The organism is Microbulbifer sp. GL-2 (assembly GCF_007183175.1).
In the GTDB taxonomy this organism is placed as follows: Bacteria; Pseudomonadota; Gammaproteobacteria; order Pseudomonadales; family Cellvibrionaceae; genus Microbulbifer.
In genome coordinates, this window is record NZ_AP019807.1 from 2126075 (window position 1) to 2149295 (window position 23221).

Here is a 23221-nt window from a genome sequence, read left to right on the forward strand (position 1 = left end):
ATAGTAGCACGCCACGCCGGAGTACCACTTGAACGATTGGATCAGTAGTTTTGTCTTTTTCTTTGCTGTGATTGACCCGGTGGGTACCCTGCCGGTCTTTATCGCGGTGACCTCTCGCCATGCTGAATGGCAAAAACGCAAAATCGCCTGGCTTTCGGTATTGGTGGCTTCCGGTATCCTGATGTCCTTCCTGGTGGCTGGCCAGTTCCTGCTCGAAGCCATCGGTGTACCGTTGTCGGCATTCCAGGTGGCGGGTGGAGTGGTGCTGTTCCTGTTTGCCCTCACCATGATTTTTGGCAATGGTAAACCGGAGCAGGAAATGGAAATCGTGCGGGAAGGACATGAGACCGCCATATTCCCCCTGGCGGTGCCTTCTATTGCCTCACCTGGCGCCATGCTGGCTGCAGTGGTGCTCACAGATAACCACCGTTTTGATATCCCACACCAGTTGCTGACCGCTTCAGCGATGATGGCTGTATTGGTTATTGTCTTACTGCTGCTGCTTACCGCCAATTGGATCTACCGTTTTATTGGCAGTGCTGGCGCCAGTATCGTCAGCCGGGTCATGGGCCTGATTCTTGCTTCAGTAGCGACCACCAATGTACTGCTGGGAATACAGCAGTTCTTTTCTATTTAGGAATTGCTTCACCGCGGCTGGGGGAAATCGTCTATTTCCCGGTCGCGATAACCTTGCATTACTCTGCCGGGGGAAATATTTACGGACCCCAATCCTGGGTTTGCTTGTAGTGAGTCCAGTGATAAGTGGGTAATGTTGAACACTTCAGAGCCCATGTTGGTAAGTTTGTGTAGAACTGCTTGCCGCTTCACACCTTATGTACGGTGTTTCTTACGGAAGAGAGAGTCTTCCTTACCCTATGCACAGGTAGGAGATCTTCCGCGGGGAGTGCCGAAAGTCAACGCATCAACGGCTTGAGTCATCTGCATTGAATACTTGTCCAGTGGGAATTCCTGTGCCGCTACAAGGGTCTCTTATTCACCTTCCATTTCCCCCTAAGATTAAGTCGATGTAATTAAATATAGTAATTTCGTGAGCAACGATTGCCTTCGTAGATCAAATTTGTGTCCTCCGCCACGAGCAAAGTCCTCAATGTTAACGATAGTGGCTTGGGGCAGGGTGCTGATACGCTCCAACGTAACCTGTAAGTCTAGTTATTCGACTTCGTCGTGGGAGATTGCTGTCGACCTGTCCTGTTCAAGTTTTTACGTCAGTATGTTCAGGTCTACCGGCATTAGACGACCCTGAATATTTACTGGCGGGTAGTCGAAGGTAATGGTCAGAACCCCGTCATCTTTTCCAGCTTTGATGGTTGTATAGCCATGGTGTTCCATCGCAATATCCTCAGGTGGAATGGTTTTTTACTGCTAGTTTGGGAAATCGGCAGCCAAGCAATGGCTGTTGATTAACAACTGTGTGCAGGAAGGTGCTTCTGGCTTGATAATCTCCCTGTTTAGAGGTGGTAACAGTAAATAGTGAAGTGCTCTCTGCTTGCTCTAAATTTTTTGTCGAGCGATCCACATACCCAGGTGGCCCGGTGAGCTGATAGTGAAGCTGAGGGCTACATGTATAGCGGGAGTACGCTACTTCTGCGTGAGAGGCTGTGATTTACGGAATGAGCCGAAGACTTTATAACAGTAGAACTTTATTACTCGCGTGCCAAGAGCATGAAAAAAAACATAACAAGACAGCGGATAGTTCATTCCCGAAATTCTGAAATTCCATTCTGGTACTACCGTTTCAATCGAATTACCCTTGTCTTTATTTTTGTCAGCTTCCTGCACTTACCTTCGGCGTTGGCTTGGGCCCACACCCCTATTGAGGTTTCCGGCCAAGAAGAGGGTAGAAAACTCACTGGGCTAGAGGAAATATGGCACGATAAAAGTGGACAAAGCAGTATTGAAGAAGCTTTGCAGGCCTATGAACAGCGGGATTTTTTGCCCCTGGATAGTGCGGGCTCCAGCGGCATTCAGGCAGGTGCTTTTTGGTCACATTTTGCTCTGCGCAATAACAGTAATCAGTCAATTAAATTACATATCGAGTATGTGGATCACCAGTTACTGGGTTTGCAGGCTTATTCTCGTGAGCTTGCTGGTGTTGATCCCTACCAGCAGCTAGCTGATTTATCCATATATGCTCCATTTGACAGTCGACAGGTAGAGCATAATCGTTTTGTTTTTGAAATTAGCATACCGGCTTTATCCACCCAGGAGTTAATGGTGAAATTTGACTCCGGAGAATTGGGGGTGGTTTTTCCGAGTATGCGTATCTGGAGTCCACAAAAGCTGCAACAAAACAGTAAAGGCGAGATCAGTTTACTTTCCTTCCTTTTTGGAGGTTATTTCTTGATGGCCCTTTTTGCGTTGGTGGGGGCGATTACGATTAAGGAAAAGTTACTCTATTTTTATTCTCTTTACTGTGCCAGTAAGATTTTGGTTTGGGGTACAGTGCTGGGGTATACACATCAGTACCTGGTGAGCGGGGATTTCCATTGGAGTTATGCCTCTCTAAGTGGTGCTGTGGCTATTTTGACCGGGCTTATTTTTGCCCGTATTTTTCTGGAAACCCGCCGTTATACCCCCAAACTTGATCACTTGTTAAAGCTGATGATGGTTAATGGTGGATTTCTGCTGCTCTGTGTACTGATGGAGTTTAAGGCTCTGTCACAGATTTCCATGACGATAGCTCTATTGTGCTATCCGTTGGTGGTGCCGATTGCACTGGTGCGCTGGTGCCAGGGCAACAGCGCTGCCGCAGTATTCGCTATTGGCTGGACCACTCTGGTATTGGGACTATTGGTACAGGCTATGCGCGATCTGGGCTTTGTAGTACATAACCCGGTCAATTATTACTGGCCGCCGGTAGCCTCTTTTGTGGAAATATTGGCTATTATGGCTGCGATCGGCCTGATGGTGCAGAGATTGCGCACTCAGAAAGAGCAGGCAGAGAAAAAATATTTGCAGCAACTGGAAGTGTCGAAAGCAGACCTGGAGCATCAGGTGCAGCTGCGTACCCAAGAGCTGGAAATAGCTAAAGCACATGCGGAATTGGAGGCTCGCACAGATCCGCTCACCGGCATTTATAACCGCCGTAGCTTTTTTGAGGAGTCAGGCCTGTTATTGAAGCTCGCCCAGCGCAAGCGTATCCCTCTTGGTATATTGATGCTGGATATCGACCATTTCAAATCTATCAATGATATTCACGGACACCTTATTGGTGATCAGGCACTCTGTGCGACTGCTAGGGTGATTGCCCAACATGTACGTGATGTGGATGTGTTTGGCCGTATAGGTGGTGAGGAATTTGCACTGCTGGTGAGTGCCGATGCCGAGGATACAGTAAATATCGCCAGGCGGGTACATAGGGATATTGCCGGGATCGTTATCAAATCTGTACAGGGGCCGGTGCACTTTACTGCAAGCATCGGAGTGGCCTGCCTGGTTGGAGATAGTGATATCCTAGAATTATTACAGCAGGCGGATAGCGCTCTTTATCAGGCAAAAAGAACGGGGCGAAACCGGGTATTGGAATTTTCCCCAACGGGTATCAGTGCTTAACAAGCCACTTATGTTGAACACATTCTTGATAAGATATTTATTTTAAATGGTCGCCGATATTATCGTACAAAGGTAACTGCATTTAGTACTTTGAGACGTATGTTTTCTGGCAGTGGTACCAAGCCAAGGTTTCCTGCCTCAGATTGGGATTTTCTACTCAGCATAAATACCAGTAATTGTCGCAGAGCTTGTGCTTTATCATCTTCCTGGTCAGAATATAGAAGCAGCCAGGAAAAACTGGTGATGGGATATGCATCCTCCGCCTTCGGGTCCCATACCCAGGTAATCAGGTTGGGAGCACCACTCACTGGTAATTTACTATCTGGAAACACGGCTTCTTCTAGCGCTATAGCACCGCTTTCTGCGTTGGCTTCAATATAGTTTCCCGCACGATTTTCCAGTACTGCAATAGGCAAGTTGACGATCTCTGCGAAACCATGTTCCACATAGCCGATGGAACCAGGTGTCCTTCTTACCATTGCGGCTACACCCTGATTGCCTGGCGCCCGCTTAAAATTGGGGAGCTTTGGCCAGTTGGGAATACGGTCCAGGCCTATATTTTCACGAAAATCCTCGCTGATACTACTTAAATGTCCGGAAAATATATAAGAAGTGCCAGATCTCTCTGAGCGAGTGACCACATTAATTGCCATATTTGGAATTTTTATACCCGGATTATTGGCAGTAATTACAGGGTCATCCCAGCTCCTGATTTTTCCCAAAAAAATCCCTACATAAGCATCCCTGGACAACTTCAGGCTTTCAATACCTGGAAGATTGAAAACCAGCACTACTTCACCAGCGGTAACCGGCAAGACTACGGCCCCCTGATTGAGGCGCTTTAATTCATCTATATCGATAGCTGCATCAGAGGCAGCGAAGTCTACGGTATGACCGAGAAAATCCCGGATTCCATCGCTACTGTTACTCATTTCATAAAAAATAAAAATATTATTTTCCCGGTGAGTAAATTGGCGAAACCACTCTACATAGATTGGATAGGGGAAACTTGCGCCACTTCCACGTAAGTTGACAGAGTTTTGGGGCACTTGGGAATGGGCGTAAAAAGCAATAAACAGGCTGAGGCCAGTCGCCAACAGAGCAGTGGTAGGGCGACACAGAACAGAGGCGCACCTCATTAGCATGGAAAACCTCAACTAAATGGCCGCCAGTATCTCAAAATAATCTCGCTAGCGAGCCGGACAAAATTTGGCTTCAAATCCAATTTTAGCAGTATGGGCGGCAGCCACTGGATGCTGATTTCAATAAGACACAATGTTTGACAGTTATAAATTCTGCCAGTATGAGACAGGTTTACTGTACAAAGTCGACGGCACTGAGTGCTTCTTTACGAATATGCTCTGGTAGCGGTACCAATCCCAGATTTCCGGCCCTATCTTGGGAGTTGCTGTGTAAAATAAATGACAGCATTTTACGCAGTGCCTGGGCCTTTAGGTCCTCCTGCTCTGCATAGAGCAGTAGCCAGGAAAAGCTGGTGATGGGGTAGGCATCTTCTGCGCTGGGATCCCAGACCCAGGCGATAAGATTGGGCGCATTACTGCCTGGTAGTTTTTCGTCGGGAAATACAGCTTCTGCCAGTGCCGCTTTTCCACTTTTCACATTGGCTTCGATAAAGTTACCCGCACGGTTTTCCAATAATGCTTCGGGTAGGTTGGTAACCTCAGCAAAACAGTGATCTATAAAACCGATCGAACCGGGGGTTGCTCTTACCTTTGCCGCGACTCCCTGACTTCCGGCAGCCCGCGCGAAACTGGGGTGCTTGGGCCAGTCAGGATTTTGGCTCATTCCAATTTTTTCGCGAAACTCATCATTGATGCTACTTAGATGTCCAGACAAAAGGTATGAAGCACCAGAGATTTCCGTATGTGTTACCACTGTTATTTCTGTGTTTGGCAGGCGTATCTCTGGATTACTGGCGACAATACTGGGATGATCCCAGGTTTGGACTTTTCCCATAAAAATATTGGCATAGGCCTCCCTGGAGAGTTTTAGCACTTCTATACCTGGCAGGTTAAAAACCAACACGAGTTGAATGGCAGTGACAGGTAATACCACTGCGCCACCTTTTAGGCCCTCAAGTTTCTCAATTTCAATGGCGATATCAGAGGCCGCGAAGTCCACCGTATTTCCTAGAAAATCCCTGATGCCATCCACACTTGCACTCAGGCCATAGTGCACGAAAACATCGTTATCCTGATGAGTAAACTGACGGAACCAGTCAACGTAAACGGGGTGTGGAAAGCGGGCACCACTGCCACGTAGATTTATAGATGAGACTTCAGCTTTGATTTTGGGCTGAGCAATAAATACAAGTAGCAGTGTGAGACAGAGGATCATTAAGGTGACGCTAAGTCGATGTAAAACAGTGATAGATTTAGACAGCATGAGTAACCTCGACTGCAAAACCGCCGGGATTCAAAAGTACTCCCAGTAGATAGTCGAATTAAAGAGTGGATTTAAAAGAATTTTAGCAAGGCTGCCACATCTTTAATGGAAGGCTGATTTAGCTGCCAACCTCTTTATCATCATTCCTGTAAATAGCCAGTACAGAAGGGCGCGGCGGCATTCGCGGGTCATTATCTGGCCAGCGATGCAGTGGATTCTCATAAGTGGAGTTGCGTGCTTCGGCGGGATGTTGCACAGCCACAAACAGGGTTGTGCCATCGGGAGTAAATTCAGGGCCGCAAACCTCAGCACCACGTGGACATCCAAAAAAGTGTTTTGGTGCCGCACGCAATGGCCCTTCAGTCGCCATGGCCCAGAGCCCATCATGGAACCCAAAGCGTTCACAGCCATCGGTGGCAATCCACATATTGCCGTGGCGGTCAAAGGCAACGTTATCTGGATTGGCAAACCAGCCATGAGCGGAAATGTTATAGTTTGACTGCTGGCCGTAGGCGCCTCTTTCCTCTGGATGTTCTGCATTGGGATTACCGCCGAGCAGGAATTGCTGCCACCGGAAGCTGTCGCTGGTGTGATCGCGCTTGCCGTTGATTCCCGGCGGCACAATTTCCAGTACATGCCCCATGGAGTTTTTAGCACGAGGGTTGGCGGCATCTATTTCGTCTTTTTGGCGATTCTTATTTTTAGTCAACATAACGTATGTACAGTCATTGTGGGGATTGGTCTCCACATCCTCAGGGCGGTCCATCGGCGTAGCACCCAGCAGTGCTGCCGCGCGGCGTGCGTCGATCAACACATCCGCCTGGTTGTAAAAACCGTTTTTCTCACTCAGAGGCCCCTGACCATATATCAGGGGCAACCATTGCCCATCCCCACTTTCGTTAAACCTGGCAGCATAGAGAGTACCCTCGCTAAGTAGCTCTCTATTAGCTTGGTATTTGTCAGGTTGGTAAGTCCCCCTGGAGACAAAACGGTAGACGAACTGGTGTTCGTCGTCATCGCCACCGTAAGCTACTACCGCCTGCCCAGGTTTACATACGAGGGTAAATCCCTCGTGCTCGAAACGGCCGAGGGTAGTGAGCTTGCGCGGTCTGGAATGGGGATCATAGGGGTCATATTCCACCATCCAGCCAAAACGGTTGGGTTCGTTGGGTTCCACTTGAATATCGAAGCGGCGATCGTAGTCTCCCAGATTGCGGTTTTTTTGGCTTATGCCAAAGCTATGATGATTCCGGGCTTCCCTTGGGTCATTGATTTGCTGTGGATTTCCCTGGAAAGCCCCACCAAATCCTTCCTCAGCAATCAGCACTGTGCCCCAAGGTGTCTTGCCTCCAGCACAATTTCCTACAGTGCCAAGCACTTGGGTACCACTGGGGTCGGCTGTAGTTTGAAGCCGCTTATTTCCAGCCGCCGGCCCGATGATATTCATTGCGGTAGTCATGGTTATTCGGCGGTTGTAGGGGCTGCCCGGTACGAGGCGCCATCCATCTTTGCCCTGCTTAATTTCCACTATGGAGTGGCCACAAGCCGCTTGCTCAATGGCGACATGTTCCGCACTGACACCTCGTGTGGCGCTATACGCATCGTTATAGCCAGGGAACATCAAGTGAGGCTGGGTGTACTCATGATTAACACACAGAAGCCCGTGGGAGCTGTTGCCGCTATTTAGATGAAGATCTCCACGTCCTGATGGCGCATTCTTTGCCAGGGGCATAAAGGCAATAAAGTCGTTGTTGTAACCAAATCTTTTCTGTTGTTCAGTGGCACTCAGTTTCTCCGGGTGGAAATCGCTATCTGTTTCCTGGACCGGGTCTCCCCAGCGTAAAAGTATATCGGCGCTATAGTCCTCGGGTATATGGTGCTGGAAGTCCAGGGAGTGGGGAATTTCTTTGAAAGTAAGGTTTTCCCTTTGTGCATTATTCTCTGCAGTACAGCCAGGTAATACTGTGTTGGTTACACCAGCAGCGGTCATCGTTCCCAGGGTTTTCAGTAGCTTACGTCGCTCCGGGTTATTGAGTTGATCACTCATCTTCTGCTCCATTGAGGCTGCTGAGGCTGGGCCAATGGCCCGATTTTATCTGTACTTTACACAGAGTTTTTGTCAAAACCACTATGACCGGTTTATCTATTTCATGGTTCACTGGCACGGATATTCACCACCTCTTCTGAAAGCTTGATGATAGCTTGAAAAAATGTCACCGAAAGGTCATCAAGGCCGTCTAGTCTGCGCCCAATTCAATATGTCACGGACAATGACGAGAGAGGGGACTTTATGAAGTACAAGACCATCAGTTTACGCCTACTTGAAATATCTATTACAGCACTTGCTGCTGCAATTCTGAGTGCAAATACCTGCGCACAGAGTCGTCAGCCACAGATCATGAAGACAGTCGTAGTTACGGCCCAGGCCACTAATGTAGATGGTGACCTGAACCGCCAAAGGGATGCTAATAATATTGGATGGATCATTCTGCTTAGATTAACCAAGTAATTTGAGAGGGGGTTCAGCAATCTAAGTGTGCAAGCAAGAAGGCAAGTTACATTACCTGCTTGCTTGTAGGAGATCATACTTCAAGTAGTTTGTACTTTAGCTTCTACTGCATAAATTTATAACATTTAAACTTCTCTCAAGTTAAATTGACTTGATTCATTGTCAAAAAATGTCTTGAGCGATGTTGGTTTTCTACCCAGTATTTTTTCTACATGGTCAGAGAGTTCAATAGTGTGGCCCCATTCTCGAGTCACAGGCCAAAGTTGTGCCAGAGCGTCGGTTGCTCTCTCTGGGACTCCAGCATTTAATAAAGCCAATCTGGCTGTTTCATCACTAATGGGTAAGTAGCTAATTTTTCTACCCAGGGCCTCAGATAATATATCTGCTGTATCAGTGTAAGTTAATTGCTCTGGGCCCGTAAGAATATATTTCTTACCGGTATGCTCAGCTGGCTCTATTAGAATTTTTGCTGCCACATCGCCAACGTCCTGATGGTCGACTGTAACAATAGTTGCACCTGGTTCAGAGCCATAAGGACCACTAATGGTGTCCTGTTGGGCAATCTCATCGGCAGAAGCGAAGAAATTACTGTTAAAACTTGCGGGTTGCAGAATTGTCCAGTCTAAAGTTGAGTGAATAAGATGGTTTTCTGCCTCTCCTAGCCACTTGGCTATATCAATGGGTGAACTTGTATCAGCCCCCAATCCGGAGAGCTGCACAATATGTTTTATACCGGCCTGTTCAGCCGCATGGATAAAGGCGGCATGCTTTTCTGGAAAAGAGGGTTCAAACGCGGTAACCAGAAAGGCGGATTCAATACCTTTCAGTGCTTCCAGAAGAGAGTTTTTGTCCTCGTAGTCTCCTTCCACATAGCTGATATTGTCGGCCTTGATTGGGGCTTTTGAAATATCTCGCAACATAGCCCTAACAGGTATATTAGTACCGGAGAAATTTTTAAGAATGGCTTTTCCGTTATTTCCAGTGCTGCCGGTGATCAGGATTTTTTCCATGGTCATATCCAAAATAAAGTTGATAGTTCTATAAGTTAAACGTTATTTACTGCCAGGGGTGAGTAGTCTACATATCCCTGCTCATCGCCAGCAAAAAATGAAGACATATCCTCTGTGTTATAGGGCCCATTATTAGCCAGGCGCTCCACAAGGTCTGGGTTGGAAATAAATAAGCGCCCAAATGAAATATAATCGGCTGAACCATTGGCAATAGCCTTGTTTGCGGAATCCAGGTCATACATTCCATTGGCAACATAGTGACCTTTATAGGTATTACGCAGCTGAATGTGGTCAATGGCTGGTTGCTCATCTCTGTCCCAGGCCCGTTCCATCATCTGTAAATAGGCCAGGTTGTATCTGTTAAGTTGATTGACAACATATAAATAGGTTTCTTGAGCATGACTGTCTGCCAAGCTAATTTCAGGTGATAGCTTGATTCCAATTCGATTTGATCCCCAGACTTCACTCAGTGCGGAAATTACTTCGAAGATGAAGCGAGATCTGTTTTCTACACTGCCGCCATAGGCATCAGTACGGTGGTTACTACTATCGTGTAGAAATTGCGCTGGTAAGTAAGGCCCAGCAGCGTGGAGTTCAACCCCATCAAAGCCAGCTTTAAGTGCATTCTTAGCAGCTTGTTTGTAATCTGCGATAATGCCTTGAATCTCATCATAAGTTAGGGCTCGGGGAACGGCATAAGGCTTCTTCCCTTCATAAGTATGTGCTTCACCTTCCGCTGCTATAGGAGAGGGCGCTACTGGCACTTGTCCATCAAAAAGATCGGGGTGTACTTCCCGGCCCATATGCCATAGTTGGATAAAGATTTTCCCTCCGCGACGATGTACAGCATCGGTAACCTTTTGCCAGCCCTCGATTTGTTCTTCTGTAAAGATGCCCGGAGTATCCACCCATCCAAGCCCCTGAGCTGAAATCGCTGTAGCTTCAGAGATGATCATCGCCGCACTGGCCCTTTGAGCGTAATACTTGGCATTGACGTCTGTAGGTACCCCATCCCGTCCCACTCTTGCACGGGTCAAGGCGGCCATGATGACCCGGTTCTCAGTTTCCAAAGGACCAAGATTTCCTTGGGAAAAAAGACTCAGTTTTGAAAGATTCTTAGTCATATCGATTGATCCTGCTTGTTTTGACAGGACCTAGATTAACTATGCTTTTGATCAAATAATAATGGTATATTTACATCAATATGATAGATTTAATGAATCAGGTTTTGCTATGACTCAAGAGCAACTCAAAATGTTTATTGCCGTGGTGGAGCAGGGAAGCTTCAGGGGTGCGGCCAAAGCTATTTTCAAGACTCAGCCCACAATCAGTAATGCAATTAAGAAGCTTGAAGAGGAGTTTGGCTTCCCTCTATTTAATAGAAATAGCTATCGCCCAGGCCTCACAAAGCAGGGGGAAGCTTTTTACCAGCAGACCAAGCGTGTTATGCAAAGCCTTGAGCAGCTCTCTGTAATGGGCCACCAGCTTGGGGCGGGAATAGAGCCGAAATTTACCATAGTTATTAGCGGTATCGTTGAGCTGAGCCCTCTGTTAAAACAGATTAAGCCCATAGTGTTGTCATTTCCCAATACAGATTTCAGTATTAGTACTGAATTATTGTCTGGCGTCATGGAGCGGGTGGATGATAATGAAGCTGACCTGGCATTTGCCACTTTATATGGCGTTGAGAGCAAGCATGAGTGGAAGAAAATAGGACAGGTTGAACTGGTTAATGTAGTTGCCCCAGATGTTTTTCCTGGGAAAGACGTCTCACAGATGGAAGCGGCACAGCTGCCGCAAATTGTAGTGCGAGATACTGGTCACTCAGGAAAAAAAGGAAACATTAACTTGCTGGAAGTCGGTCGCCGGTGGTTTGTTAACGACTATCACACCAAAAAGGAACTGACTATTGCCGGCCTTGGTTGGGGAAGGATTCCCAGACATTTTATAACGGAAGAATTGGCGAAAGGCTTACTCATCCCTGTGAGCGTTGAGGGAATCAAGGCAATTAGCAGTTTCGATTTATGTGTTATCCGTAACAGAGAGCGCTCCCTGGGGCCTATTGCCAGTAGATTTTGGAACGCCTTTTAGGGATTGGCTTCTTTTTTTCGACTGAAGAAAACACGGCAGATAGCAGCAGATAAGGAAATTCCTATTATATCTGCCACTAAATCTGTAGTATCGAAAGTTCTGGAGGAAATAAAAGCTTGGCTTATCTCTTCTGTAAGTGCAAACATAAATACAATCAAGGCACCACAATAAATATTTAACTTTCCTGCGCTAAAGGATTTTCCCTTGGTGCTGAGTATAATTATTAAAGATAAAATTCCAAACAAACTGATATGGCCAAGTTTGTCTCCATATGGAATTGATCTCACGAGTTCAAAAAATATGCTGCTGCTCCCAGTGTTAGCCAGATAAATAATCCATAAAATAAAACAAAAAAATACTATAGAGGAGAGTATAAAAAATCTTTGCATTTAGTTTTTCAGGTGGCAATTAAGTTTCATTGTTTAGTATATCTCGTATATTGTATTCAGCTCAATAAGTATTGAATAAAACTATGCTATATATAATATATCTGCATCTAAACTTTTTTGAATTTTCTGCGTTTCAGGTAAATTCCAATATAGGCGCCCAATAAAGATGCTGCTATTAATGAAAAACTATATAGGTATTTCAAATAAAGTGGGCTGTCTGAAAAATTTAAAAATGCAACCAATATAAAATAAGGAAGAACTTGTAGGAGAGATAGCCAAAACGCTTTATTTGAATGTAGGATCCCCGTTAGTGTCCCCATTGAAAAAAATACAAGCTGTACTGGCCCAATGAAGAATAAAGCTCCTTCACCAATTGTGTGGGATAAAAAGTTAGATATTTTTTGAGCATAAGTGTTAATTGGAGGCCAATATATACTGATAAATATAACAAAAAGCCCTATACATAGGTGAAGTAAATAGGTAGTGTATTTCATGTTGCAATCCTGATTGCCATTTTTAGTAGAGTTTGTAATCACTTATACTATAGTAACAGTCAGCCGTTTAAGTATGGCCCCCCGCTCGTTCCTATTAAATATGAGTAAATGTAGTTTGCTTCAGTTAATCTGACTGGGTTGTCTTCAAATATTTTATTTAAAGTCTCCAGCAACTGGTAACTGCCCAATAAATGCTTGTCTGACAACACTGCTAATAGGCAGGTGAAGTTTTCCAGCCGATTGTTAAAAAAATAGGCGCCAAAATTATCCCAATGGATTTCATTAAGTTTTCTTGGGTATCAAATCTGGGTAGAATCGATAGATATTTATCGAAATTATGGATACTTCCTGAGCTGTCTTCTATAGGCAGCAGCTTGTGAAGCCATAGAGATCCAAAAATGTTTTCAAAGTCCCCCGAATAGGAGAACGGTAGCGTGATCTAAGAGTAAATAAAAGGCGCTGGCCCAAGGTGCGACAACACCAGGGGCCAGCTAACCAAATTGATACCTTAACTATCAAAATGGCTATATGGATAATACGCTAGAAACCCGCTCGTCTTCAATAAAGTGGAGTAAATTCAGCAGTTTGGGTACATTCCCCAAGCTGTGGGAGCGTTGCGTCCGCCTTTTCTACTTTTGCCCCTACCGTTCTCGCGCACCACCTCGTATGCCCTGCGCGCATTACTTTCAAAGCTTCCCTACCGTTTCAGGTTCACTCATAGCTTGAGTACTACTTGGGTACTAACAGGAGAGAAATATGTTGATCTTAAAGCGCCGTACTGGCGAAAATCCAAGAATTGGAGCAAATGTCTCAATCACAGTTTTGGAGGTTAAGGGTAATCAGGTGAAGATAGGAATACATGCCCCCAAAACCTTGTCCGTTCACCGTGAGGAAATTTATATGCGTGTGCAAAAAGAGCGTAAGTCGGGCAATGGAAATCGTTGAGAAATGAATCTTGTCAATTAGGGATAGCCTGTCATGAACGTAAATTCCTCTGTGATGATACAATGACATACGGAATAGCATTTATATCTAATGTCATTTAATTGGATGAATGGTTTTCTCACTCGTTACATAGTAGTATTGAGCCTGCAACTTTTTTAGAGTCGTAATATTGGCACACCCATAGGAGGTTAAGTTTGGAGCTTTTTAGCTATCTGAACAATAATTTTATTACTTTGCATGAGATTCTGAATTTAGCCAAAGTAAGTGAGGTGGATTTCCGTACTTATCAAAATGAAGGGATAATGCCAAAAGCTTCTTATGTTCTTGATGTAAATATTAAAAGTGATTCCTTTTTTGGGTTACACCATGAGAATCAGCAGATAGAGTACTATGCAAAAGGTTATTTGTCTTGGTTAGGCTTGTTGGGCTCTATGTGTAAATCCTCCATTTATAATGAATTTTGCTCTAGATATAAAGGTGCCATTAAAACCCTTAACTCATTAGGTCATAGCTCTTCTTCAGTGAAGTTTACAGAAAAACTGGATGAGCATATTGAAACGGAGTGGGAGTATTTTATTCAAGGGATATATGGTCTTTGTACCGTCTCTGGCCTTCCGGAAGATATTGCGGCAAAAGAAATTGCCATCACTCAAATTAATAAGTTGGACGAAGAAGATTCTTTAAGTGAGGAGGCGCTGGAGAAGCTTACCATGGCCGTTAATCTGCTGGATAAGGTGAGTTCAGCCTTTGCTCCACATGAAAGATTAAAGAGTTCCAGGCATCGATTGGTAAATATGATACGTTTAAAGTATAAGCTTCAAGCGTAGAAAAGCACAATAAGCTGAATTGAAGAGGCGTGCGTGATAGGGCGACTTCCAATAATAGGGGTGTGGCTTGGTACCAACACCCCTTGAAATAGAAATAATAGTATTCTTGAATTATATAAATACTACGGATCTATAGCGGAGAGGAGCTCCGGATTGGTAATAAGATTTCTTACACCGTGGGCATGATCCTCATTAAAAATGTTTTTCTTACACCAGTTATCAACTGATTTGATATTCACTTTCGCCGTTTTTGGGCGGACACTCCAGGTTACCTGATAGGGGGACCCCTGTTCGTTATAACCCGGCCCGGTTGTTGATCCTGAGTATTGGACAGGTCGGCCGGTGTTAACCGGAATATTCACGGCTTGGTAAAATCCACTTTGCTCTTTGTGTGTTGTTAGCTCAGTGAAATCCAGTGCATCATCGTTATTGACTAATACATAAACCTGAGCTTCAACTCTTAGTTGGGGATTACTAACTGAGTCATTTAGACAGGACCCAAGAGAGGGGCCTGGTTTAGTCTTGGCAGATGAATGCACATAATGTACTTCAATGGTATCACCAGGGCGAAGACCACCATGTGTGCCGGGGCAAATATCTTGGGTGATAGGTGCCAGGTCTGACTCTGAGAGCTTTCCAGAAAACTTAAAACCTGTTTCATAACCAAGGCCATTTCCGTTCCCAGCAAAGGTCGTAAAATCTCCTCCTTTATGCTCGGCATTTTTATGAAAGTGTATATTGCAGAGATTCATACTTGAGTACGCCGGCGCCATACTGAAAGAAATCGTATTCCGACCTTCAACCATGTCAATATCACGTGGTGACTGAGGGCCATAACCTTTCCCTGCAGTATTCTTTGCTAAGTTTACACGCTGCCGTGTGATCTCCTCATCTGAAATGGCTGTAACAATTCCAGACGGGTCATTTGTTGCCGATACATTAAGTGATAAAAAGGATGATATCGTAATAAACAGTAAACTTTTTATTTTCATCAGCTTATCCCATTTTGGTTTTTCCTTGGGTATTTTAAGGTATTTCAGTTTAGGAAGCATTGGTAGGATAACTTTTACATTGCCACTTTTAAAGAAAATAAATTCACATTCTATGTTGAGTGTGATCTTATCGGTTCAAATTTATAATTATGATTCCCCTGCTTTAAGTGTGTCTGTTCTATATGCAGAAACTGATAGTTGAGACTTTGTGGGTTGACTGGCTAAAAAGCATAGCTAGAAGGCTTGGAGAGGTAACGGTTTGTTCTTTTGTTTCTGAATCGGGTAGAGCTGAATTTTTGAGTAAAGACTAAGTTTTTTACTTAAATCTATTTTTCAGGGCTTGTAAGCGCTGTTGGTAGCCAACCTGATTATAATTCCTGGATAAAGGATTCATAAAACCATGTAGAAAATTTACTTGTGTAACTTTCAAGTTTTCTATGGTTGATAAATCTGCAATAAGATCAGTAACTGAAAAGTGTGGTTCACTTTGGGGGAATATGGTCTGAATTGGAAATAGAGGTATTATATTTTTATGGTTGCGAATCTGTGACCCATAGAAACATATGGCGCTATTGATGTGGCTAATTTCAGTGCTGCATGATGTTTTCCAGATGGCCGTCGCGCCGATACTGAATCCAATAAGTACAGTTTCTTCCTGTTTTTCTTTCAATTTTTCCAGAACTTTTAACGTAAATGCATCCATTCCAATATGGGATGTGAAATAGTTATATGCCTCCAGCTCATTATCAAAACTAATATTCTTTGATTCATAGGGATCGATGATCTCAGAGGAGCTGGAAAGTTCTGTTGCCAGTTTCTCAAGAGCAGATGTCCGCCCAAAAATATCCGATATGAGGGTAAAGTGCATACGGATTGATTCAAAGTAATGGTTATTGGCTTACCTTTTTATCTGGGTAGATAAAAGCCATGGATCTAAATTTTCAGTTGCGCACGCAGTTCTGCCATCTTTTGCGCATTTTCTTCCTTTGAAAGTGGGGTGCCGTCTTTCTCTTCGAGTTTCAGTTGCTCTGGAGCTGTAAGGTTTTCCCCCTCTAATACACGAGTACAAAGCTTTCGGTAGTGTTCCGCAAAGACTGGGTAGGCAATGGACTCTGGATTATTGGCGAGAAAGAACCAGTTGGATTCTCGCCCAGCATGGTATACGACCGGGTGGCTCCACTTGTGGTTGGTCTTGGGACTTGGAGCATTACAGGCTTCACGGTAGGCGGCACGAGCTTCTGGAAGGCCATCTTCGCCAGCAGCACAGAGCTGTAACATCTTGTGTACAGTAGGCAGGTATTCGCTCTGCAAAATCGCGCGTTTAGCGCCCTGCATAATGTCTTGTGGGGCGAAAGAGAGCAGGGCCTCCAGCCACAAACGCTTGGCGTGGTGCAAGGTTTCGGTATCAGGAAAGGCGGCACTGAACTGGTTGTGGTAATTCAGTTTAAAAAGCGCAAATACTTCGTTGATTACGCGTTTCTTTTCGTTCAGTTGTTCCTGGCTTTGCCCACTACCAGTTTGTGTCTGTGAGTATGTCGCCGATTGACCGGTCGCGGGTGCGCTGGTTTGCGCTGCTATTGGATTCTTGTGGTTTGCCATAAGAGTTTCCTATTGCCAATTTGTTGCGCTCTGCCCATTGGTGGCGGGCATGACGCACAAACACGGCGTCCCAGCTTTTACGCGCGGCGTTTTGCCCGCGCCAGTAAATGATAAATTCAGCTACCAGAGAGAGGGCGAAATCCCGATCGATTTCACACTGGTTTACCAGGTGGCTGAGGCAGTCGCCACCGGGTTGCCAGTTACGAGATATAGGTTTGGCCACTGGGTTTTTCTCGATACCCTGGCAGTAGTAAGCCCACTCTTCACGTGCGTACTCAATAAATAGTTCGCCCCAGCGGGCACTGTGACCACCGCGCTCGGCCCATTTATAGATAAATTCCGGCAGTAATTCTGCAGCAAAGCGCGGGTTAATAGCGAGGCGCTGCAGTTGTTCCCAGGTGTGTTCGCTGGGCTGCCAGTCACGCACCATAGCGGTGGGTTTGCGCTTCTCGATAAACGGGGTTTCCTGCTTCTCCCAGTCCTCCATGATCCAGTCATTGAACTCCAGGTCCCAGGAAATGGACTGCTTGCCACTGGAGCGATGGTAATCGAGAAAGCGCTGTAATCCGCGACTGACAAATGTGCTGGGCACGCCTTCGTCGGCCAGTTTTCGCAGAGTGTCGTTGTTCGGTTGCCAGCTCTCGGGCAGGGCCTGTTTACGCTGGGCGGTGGCGCGAAAAGCTTCCCATTTGCTCTTCACCTGGCGCAGGAACAAGGAGCCAAAGGAGTGGCGCGGTTCCGCACGCTCGCGCCAGTAGGTCACGAACTCCGGGAGTTGTTCGCGCACGAAATGTTCGGGGATACCCAGCTGGCTGATACGTGCCATGGTTTCGCCATCTGGTTGCCAGCCCGGTGCGATGGTATTGGCGCTGCGGCTGGATGGCGCTGGTGCCTGTTGGGTAGGCGGCGGTGCGCTTGTGGAGCGCTTGTACTCGCCGGGCAGGGCGAACTTCAGGAGCTCGCTGCTGCCAAACGGGGCCGCGCCAAGTAATAGAGCCCCCTGGTTGCGCAGGCTAGTGGCCACACGCTGGATATCTGCCGCCTGCCAGAACGGAAGCAACAGATACAGCTGCTCCCCCTGCGCCGTGTACCAATCCCGCCCCGCATAAGGTTCCAGGGGCAGGAAAGGTGTCAAGTCGCCGAGTGCTGTGAGCAATACCGCCTCCTCCAGGCCAACGGTTGCGGCCAGAGTCGGAGAGATACTCAGGAGTCTTTCAGGGAGCAGGGGGTGTTTCATGGCGCGATAATAACACTCCGGCGAGGGCCTTGCGCGGCCTTTGCTCTCGGGTTTGCACCATTCAAGCCGCTAAGCTGAAGGTTGGCGGCCCAGTCGTATATTAAGGAAGGGATTACTGGCGCAGACTGTTGCCTTACCCCTGCGGTAAGGTTGTAACTTTGTCGCCAGAAACGGTTTTGCGGGAGAGCATTATGGCGAATGAGCAGCAATCAGTGCAGACAGTGTTCCGCTTGAGCGGCGTAAATTGTGCCGGCTGTGTCAATAAGATCGAAGCTGCTGTACAGCAGGTGAAAGGGGTGGGGGATGCCCGTGTAAATCTCGCCGACAAGACACTTGTTGTGTGTGGCGAAGTGGATCCCCAGGCCTGCATTGAGGCAGTGCGCTCTGCAGGTTATGACGCGCAAGTGGTACAGAGCAGCGAGCGAGAACGGCGCGAGGAGCAACGGGCAGAGGAGAGGCGCCACTACGAGCAATTACTCTGGCGATCTGCTTTTGCCCTGGGTGTCGGTGTCCCCCTGATGATCTGGGGGCTGATCACCAATAAGATGTCAGTGAATACTTTTGTGGACCAGATAATCTGGGGTGTGATGGGGCTGATTACCCTGGCGGTGCTGATTTTCTGTGGTGGGCACTTTTTTAGCGGAGCCTGGAAAGCATTACGTCATCACAGCGCGACCATGGATACCCTGGTGGCCCTCGGAACAGGCACGGCCTGGCTCTTCTCAATGCTGGTTGTCCTGGTTCCCCACTTATTACCTGAATCTGCGCGTCATGTGTACTTTGAGGCAAGTGCCATGATTATCGGCCTGATCAGCCTGGGGCAAGCTCTGGAAGTGCGGGCCCGGGGGCGTACCAGCGCCGCGGTGGAAAAGCTGTTGGAGCTGCAGGATGTTTCGGCTCGTGTACTGCGAGATGGTAAGGAGCTGGATCTGCCTATTGAGCAGGTTCAGGCAGGAGACCAGCTGCGTGTACGGCCCGGTGAGAAAATCCCGGTGGATGGACAGGTACTGGAAGGCAGCAGCCTGGTGGATGAATCCATGCTCACCGGTGAACCGGTGCCGGTAAAAAAAGGTGCGGGCGATAGCCTGGCGGCAGGCACCCTGAATAAAAACGGCAGCCTGTTGTTCCGTGCAGAGAAAGTGGGTTCGGACACTCGTCTCGCGCAGATTATTGAAATGGTCAAAAATGCACAGGGTTCTCGGGTACCCATCGCGCGCCTGGCCGACAAAATCTCAGCGATCTTTGTGCCGATAGTAATGGTTATCGCCGTGGTAGCGGCTTTGATCTGGTTCAATGTAGGACCCGAGCCTCGCGCTGCCCATATGTTGGTAGTGCTCACCTCGGTGCTGATTATTGCCTGTCCCTGTGCATTGGGGCTTGCTACCCCGATGTCGGTGATGGTGGGGGTTGGTAAAGGGGCTGAGCACGGTGTGTTGGTTCGCAACGGTAAAGCTCTGCAACAGTCCTGTAATCTGGATGTACTGGTTGTTGATAAAACGGGTACGCTCACTGAGGGCTCACCTCGCCTCACCGATATCGACTGCGATGGTGACAGTAATGAATTGTTGCAGCTGCTTGCGAGCCTTGAGCAGGGCTCTGAGCACCCTCTGGCTGAAGCAATTGTCAGCTCTGCCCATGAGAAAAAATTGCAGCTACAACCCCCCAGTGACTTTGAAGCAATTACTGCCCATGGTGTGAAAGGTACTATTTCTGGAAAAGAAGTATTGCTTGGTAATACCAAATTAATGCAGAGGGAAAATATTCCAATGGGTTCCTGGGCGGTTCGTGCCGATAAGCTGGCAGAGGCCGGGCGCACGGTAATGTTCGGGGCTGTGGATGGAGAGCTGAAAGGCATTATCGCCGTAGCCGATCCTATTCGTGATGATGCACAAGCGGCAATTACACGCCTGCGCAAGCTGGGGCTGCGAATAGAAATGCTAACTGGCGACAATAGCAGGAGTGCAGAGGCTGTCGCCAAACACTTGAATATTGACAAAGTACATGCGGAACTGCTGCCGGAAGATAAAGAGCGTATTGTTGCGGAGTTGCAGCAGGGCGGTGAGCGTATAGGTATGGTGGGCGATGGAATCAATGATGCTCCGGCGCTGGCTCGCGCGGATGTGGGCTTTGCCATTGGGGCTGGCACTGATGTCGCTATTGAAAGTGCAGATATCACCTTGATGCGTTCATCCTTACATGGTGTTGCCAATGCGGTGGAGTTATCCCGTGCGACCTTACGCAATATCAAACAAAACCTGTTTGGTGCCTTTATCTATAACACCTTGGGAATTCCTATTGCCGCCGGAATTTTATATCCGGTAACCGGCATGTTGCTGAGCCCAATTGTGGCTGGTGCTGCAATGGCACTCTCCTCTCTTACCGTAGTCAGTAATGCGAATCGCCTGCGCTTGTTCAAACCTACAGAGGTGCACTGATGGACGTGGTATTGGTGAATATTGTTGGAGTTTTACTGATTATTGCCATTATCTGGTGGTTTTGGCTGGGACCAAAGCATAGTGCTGTAAAAGTGGTTTCTGCCGTGGATAAGCTACAGATTTTGGTCAAGGATGGAGTTTATGAACCAGACCATATTCGTCTACCAGCTGGCCGAGCCGCGACCCTGCATTTTCATAGAGAGGACCCCAACCCCTGCTCTGAATGGGTTCTATTTCCGGACTTGGAAGTCAGTGCTGAGCTAGCCCTGCACAAGGACACGCCTGTCAATCTGCCAGCAGCAAAGCCCGGAGAGTACCCTTTTACTTGCCAAATGCAGATGTACCGCGGCACCCTGGTGCTGGAGTAGAGTCAGGTTGTGACGGACTCTGCTTTCAGGGTCATAGAGAAAGCAGCGGAATGTGTAACATTTTCCAATTAATGGCGACAACTGTAAGTAAGGTCCTTGGAGTCATCTGCCGGCAGGTAATTATCTGTTGGTAGCGCATAAAGGGCTGGGGGCTGCCACAAGGCTTCTCCTTGAAAGGTTATCTACTTCCAGGTCATTGAATGATGAATACTTGTTTGCGAAAACTACCATTTGCCCTTTTGGCAATTTCTTTCGTTTTTATTGCGATCGCCCTTTTTTCCGGTCAACAGGGCGGGCTTGGGTCCATCACAGCTTTTTATGGGTTTGAGAAAGGTGCAGACTTATCAGGTGTAAGTCTTGTTGCCGCCATAGTCTTTGCCTTAGCTGCATTGCTAGCATTACTATCTTTTTTCACAGAAAAATGGGTTATGCCTCTGGCACTCCTGATCATTGCTATATCGGTGGTGCCCCTGTTAAGCCTGTTTGGCAGCGTACACTGGATTGCCGCCCTTGGTGGTTTCCCAGCAATAGGCTCCGGGCAGGGAATTATCAAGTATTTTGCCCTGGTAGCAATCGGTCTGACCTGGTTGAATCATAAAACACCTCCATCCAGAAAATTTATATGGCTGAATTATCTTCCAGTTGGTTTGGTTCTACTGTGGATAGGCGGAATGAAATTTACTGCCATCGAGGCCCAGGGAATTGAGGGACTGGTAAGCAGCTCCCCACTAATGTCCTGGCTGTATAGTTTCTTTAGTGTGCAGCAAGCATCGAATATTATCGGTATTTATGATTTGCTTGCCCTGGTGATATTGGCTATTGGCATTCATGTCCGGGTATTTTTCTGGCCTGGAGTACTATTGTGTGGAGCTGTCTTTGTCACCACACAAACCTTTCTGTTCAGTTACCCTGGAAGCTGGGATGCACCTGGAATACTGTCATCCAGTGGGATATTTATTATCAAAGACCTTTGGTTTATTGCAAACCTAATTTTAATGATTGATATTCGCAGTCGTTTGGTTGATACACAATAATCCAGCTTTACAGGGTTTTTTAAATCTATTCTTAAATCCGGGGCCTGCTAGTCCCCGGGTTTCTCCAAAATCGCCTGAAACTTTGAGTCTAAACGCTAGTGATTATTGAGAGTGGTACTTTGTGATATTCGCTCTAGTTATGATTGTTGGGCGGGTAGTAGAATAAATTGTTGCTAGTCGATTTCCAGCCATAAAATCTCATATTAAGAGGCGGGGCGAATAAAAAATAAATTGGTCCAGGCAATTGGCTGCCGAAAGAAGCGATCAAGCTGAAATTACCTGTGTGATTTCCCCTTCGTAATCTTAAAAATATATCAACCGCCATTACTGAAAAGCAGGATTATGTTTTTTGTAAAATTACACCTATTCTCAAGTAATTAAATTTGCAGAATGCTTTTTACGGGATGCCACTCATGGATTTTCGTTAAATTAAGCGACAAAATACTTTAGGTGAGGCAAGGGTTATGGATTTGGGTATTGAAGGCAGGAATGGATTAATCTGTGGTGCGTCCAGGGGGCTAGGGTTTGCCTGCGCTAAAGCCCTGGCTAGTGAGGGAGTTCATACAACCATCGTTGCTCGAACCAAGTCAGCGCTGGATCAGGCAGCAGATACGATAGAGGGGGATTGTGGGCTAAGGCCCAGGGTCATTGTTGCAGATATTTCTGGAGAGGATGGACTGCAAAAAGTAATAAGGGAATGTGAAAATCCTGATATTCTAGTAACAAATGCGGGAGGGCCCCCAGGGCAGGATTTTAGGACCTTAACTCGTAAACAGTGGATTGATGCCCTCGATACTAATTTTTTATCTGCGGAAGCATTAATACGTTTATATATCAATGGCATGATAAAACGTCAATTTGGGAGGATAGTGAATATCACATCTATGACGGTGAGATCACCTGTAAAAGAGTTGGATCTCTCCAACGCAGTACGGCTGGCATTAACCGGCTATACGGCCGGTGTGGCGAGGCAGGTCATTGAACATAATGTAACGCTTAACAACCTTCTGCCGGGACCAATTATGACGGAAAGGCTCCTGGATTTGGGCGATATTGCCAGGGATCTAATCTCAAAAGTTCCAGCGGGGCGGGCAGGGAAGCCGGATGAATTAGGGGCTGCGTGTGCATTTCTATGCAGCCAGCTGGCAGGGTTTATCACGGGGCAGAATTTGCTGGTTGACGGAGGTTATTGCTCTTTTACAGTTTGAAGCCTTAATGCGGTTATAAGCTAGTAATCCCGTATGGATTGAATGAAAGATGTGATCAATGAAGCTTGGGTGGTTAATATTAAATAAACACTTTTCAAGATTGG

22 protein-coding genes are annotated in these 23221 nt (G+C 46.7%); 10 read left to right on the top strand and 12 right to left on the bottom strand.

The window, feature by feature from the left end; all coding sequences use genetic code 11:
• Positions 1 to 28: 28 nt before the first annotated feature.
• Entirely contained in the window at positions 29 to 637 is a 609-nt protein-coding gene (locus GL2_RS09270) for a MarC family protein (protein WP_143730385.1), read from the top strand.
• 584 nt (positions 638 to 1221) lie between these two features.
• Here GL2_RS09270 and GL2_RS22130 read toward each other — a convergent pair.
• A complete protein-coding gene (locus tag GL2_RS22130) occupies positions 1222 to 1350 on the bottom strand; it encodes a hypothetical protein (protein ID WP_255505854.1) in 129 nt (42 codons plus the stop codon).
• Positions 1351 to 1683: 333 nt separating this feature from the next.
• Here GL2_RS22130 and GL2_RS09275 point away from each other — a divergent pair, with 333 nt between their 5' ends.
• Positions 1684 to 3573: a diguanylate cyclase gene (locus GL2_RS09275; RefSeq protein ID WP_143730386.1), complete on the top strand. Its 1890-nt coding sequence runs from the start codon at positions 1684 to 1686 to the stop codon at positions 3571 to 3573.
• A gap of 59 nt (positions 3574 to 3632) precedes the next feature.
• Here the strand turns inward: GL2_RS09275 and pstS (GL2_RS09280) are convergent, their stop codons facing one another.
• The 3 genes from pstS (GL2_RS09280) to GL2_RS09290 form a co-directional block, all read right to left on the bottom strand.
• Entirely contained in the window at positions 3633 to 4718 is a 1086-nt protein-coding gene (gene pstS / locus GL2_RS09280; RefSeq protein WP_143730387.1) for a phosphate ABC transporter substrate-binding protein PstS, read from the bottom strand.
• A 169-nt stretch (positions 4719 to 4887) separates the two neighbouring features.
• Positions 4888 to 5979, bottom strand: a complete 1092-nt coding sequence (gene pstS / locus GL2_RS09285) for a phosphate ABC transporter substrate-binding protein PstS (protein WP_143730388.1) — start codon at positions 5977 to 5979, stop codon at positions 4888 to 4890.
• Positions 5980 to 6097: 118 nt separating this feature from the next.
• Positions 6098 to 8026 (bottom strand): PhoX family phosphatase, encoded by a 1929-nt coding sequence (locus tag GL2_RS09290; RefSeq protein ID WP_143730389.1) that lies wholly within the window; start codon positions 8024 to 8026, stop codon positions 6098 to 6100.
• A gap of 243 nt (positions 8027 to 8269) precedes the next feature.
• Here GL2_RS09290 and GL2_RS09295 point away from each other — a divergent pair, with 243 nt between their 5' ends.
• A complete protein-coding gene (locus GL2_RS09295; RefSeq protein ID WP_143730390.1) occupies positions 8270 to 8488 on the top strand; it encodes a hypothetical protein in 219 nt (72 codons plus the stop codon).
• Positions 8489 to 8613: 125 nt separating this feature from the next.
• On the opposite strand, the gene GL2_RS09300 is transcribed toward GL2_RS09295, so the two are convergent.
• Positions 8614 to 9498, bottom strand: a complete 885-nt coding sequence (locus GL2_RS09300; RefSeq protein ID WP_172621101.1) for an SDR family oxidoreductase — start codon at positions 9496 to 9498, stop codon at positions 8614 to 8616.
• A gap of 35 nt (positions 9499 to 9533) precedes the next feature.
• Positions 9534 to 10622, bottom strand: a complete 1089-nt coding sequence (locus tag GL2_RS09305) for an alkene reductase (protein WP_143730392.1) — start codon at positions 10620 to 10622, stop codon at positions 9534 to 9536.
• Between the two features lie 109 nt (positions 10623 to 10731).
• On the opposite strand from GL2_RS09305, the gene GL2_RS09310 reads away from it, so the two are divergent.
• Complete coding sequence (locus tag GL2_RS09310) at positions 10732 to 11589, top strand: LysR family transcriptional regulator (RefSeq protein ID WP_172621102.1); 858 nt, start codon at positions 10732 to 10734, stop codon at positions 11587 to 11589.
• On the opposite strand, the gene GL2_RS09315 is transcribed toward GL2_RS09310, so the two are convergent.
• Together GL2_RS09315 and GL2_RS09320 are read right to left on the bottom strand one after the other, a co-directional pair.
• On the bottom strand, positions 11586 to 11978 hold the full coding sequence (locus GL2_RS09315; protein WP_143730394.1) for a VanZ family protein: 393 nt from the start codon (positions 11976 to 11978) through the stop codon (positions 11586 to 11588). The genes GL2_RS09310 and GL2_RS09315 overlap by 4 nt on opposite strands.
• A gap of 107 nt (positions 11979 to 12085) precedes the next feature.
• On the bottom strand, positions 12086 to 12472 hold the full coding sequence (locus GL2_RS09320; RefSeq protein WP_143730395.1) for a hypothetical protein: 387 nt from the start codon (positions 12470 to 12472) through the stop codon (positions 12086 to 12088).
• A gap of 756 nt (positions 12473 to 13228) precedes the next feature.
• Here GL2_RS09320 and csrA point away from each other — a divergent pair.
• Together csrA and GL2_RS09330 are read left to right on the top strand one after the other, a co-directional pair.
• A complete protein-coding gene (gene csrA, locus GL2_RS09325; protein ID WP_143730396.1) occupies positions 13229 to 13417 on the top strand; it encodes a carbon storage regulator CsrA in 189 nt (62 codons plus the stop codon).
• 194 nt (positions 13418 to 13611) lie between these two features.
• Entirely contained in the window at positions 13612 to 14244 is a 633-nt protein-coding gene (locus GL2_RS09330) for a DUF6058 family natural product biosynthesis protein (RefSeq protein WP_143730397.1), read from the top strand.
• 122 nt (positions 14245 to 14366) lie between these two features.
• Here GL2_RS09330 and GL2_RS09335 read toward each other — a convergent pair whose 3' ends face one another.
• From GL2_RS09335 to GL2_RS09350, 4 genes are all read right to left on the bottom strand, one after another.
• Positions 14367 to 15296: a delta-class carbonic anhydrase gene (locus GL2_RS09335; protein ID WP_232053809.1), complete on the bottom strand. Its 930-nt coding sequence runs from the start codon at positions 15294 to 15296 to the stop codon at positions 14367 to 14369.
• 256 nt (positions 15297 to 15552) lie between these two features.
• Positions 15553 to 16104, bottom strand: a complete 552-nt coding sequence (locus GL2_RS09340; RefSeq protein ID WP_143730398.1) for a dienelactone hydrolase family protein — start codon at positions 16102 to 16104, stop codon at positions 15553 to 15555.
• 65 nt (positions 16105 to 16169) lie between these two features.
• Entirely contained in the window at positions 16170 to 16835 is a 666-nt protein-coding gene (locus tag GL2_RS09345; protein ID WP_143730399.1) for a replication protein P, read from the bottom strand.
• Positions 16747 to 18072, bottom strand: a complete 1326-nt coding sequence (locus tag GL2_RS09350; protein ID WP_143730400.1) for a DnaT-like ssDNA-binding domain-containing protein — start codon at positions 18070 to 18072, stop codon at positions 16747 to 16749. The genes GL2_RS09345 and GL2_RS09350 overlap by 89 nt, the downstream gene beginning before the upstream one ends.
• Before the next feature lie 191 nt (positions 18073 to 18263).
• On the opposite strand from GL2_RS09350, the gene GL2_RS09355 reads away from it, so the two are divergent.
• From GL2_RS09355 to GL2_RS09370, 4 genes are all read left to right on the top strand, one after another.
• Positions 18264 to 20507, top strand: a complete 2244-nt coding sequence (locus tag GL2_RS09355; protein WP_143730401.1) for a heavy metal translocating P-type ATPase — start codon at positions 18264 to 18266, stop codon at positions 20505 to 20507.
• On the top strand, positions 20507 to 20875 hold the full coding sequence (locus GL2_RS09360) for a cupredoxin domain-containing protein (protein ID WP_143730402.1): 369 nt from the start codon (positions 20507 to 20509) through the stop codon (positions 20873 to 20875). The genes GL2_RS09355 and GL2_RS09360 overlap by 1 nt, the downstream gene beginning before the upstream one ends.
• Positions 20876 to 21090: 215 nt before the next feature.
• On the top strand, positions 21091 to 21909 hold the full coding sequence (locus tag GL2_RS09365) for a DUF417 family protein (protein ID WP_197736542.1): 819 nt from the start codon (positions 21091 to 21093) through the stop codon (positions 21907 to 21909).
• 464 nt (positions 21910 to 22373) lie between these two features.
• Complete coding sequence (locus GL2_RS09370) at positions 22374 to 23117, top strand: SDR family oxidoreductase (protein WP_143730404.1); 744 nt, start codon at positions 22374 to 22376, stop codon at positions 23115 to 23117.
• The last annotated feature ends 104 nt before the right edge of the window (positions 23118 to 23221 follow it).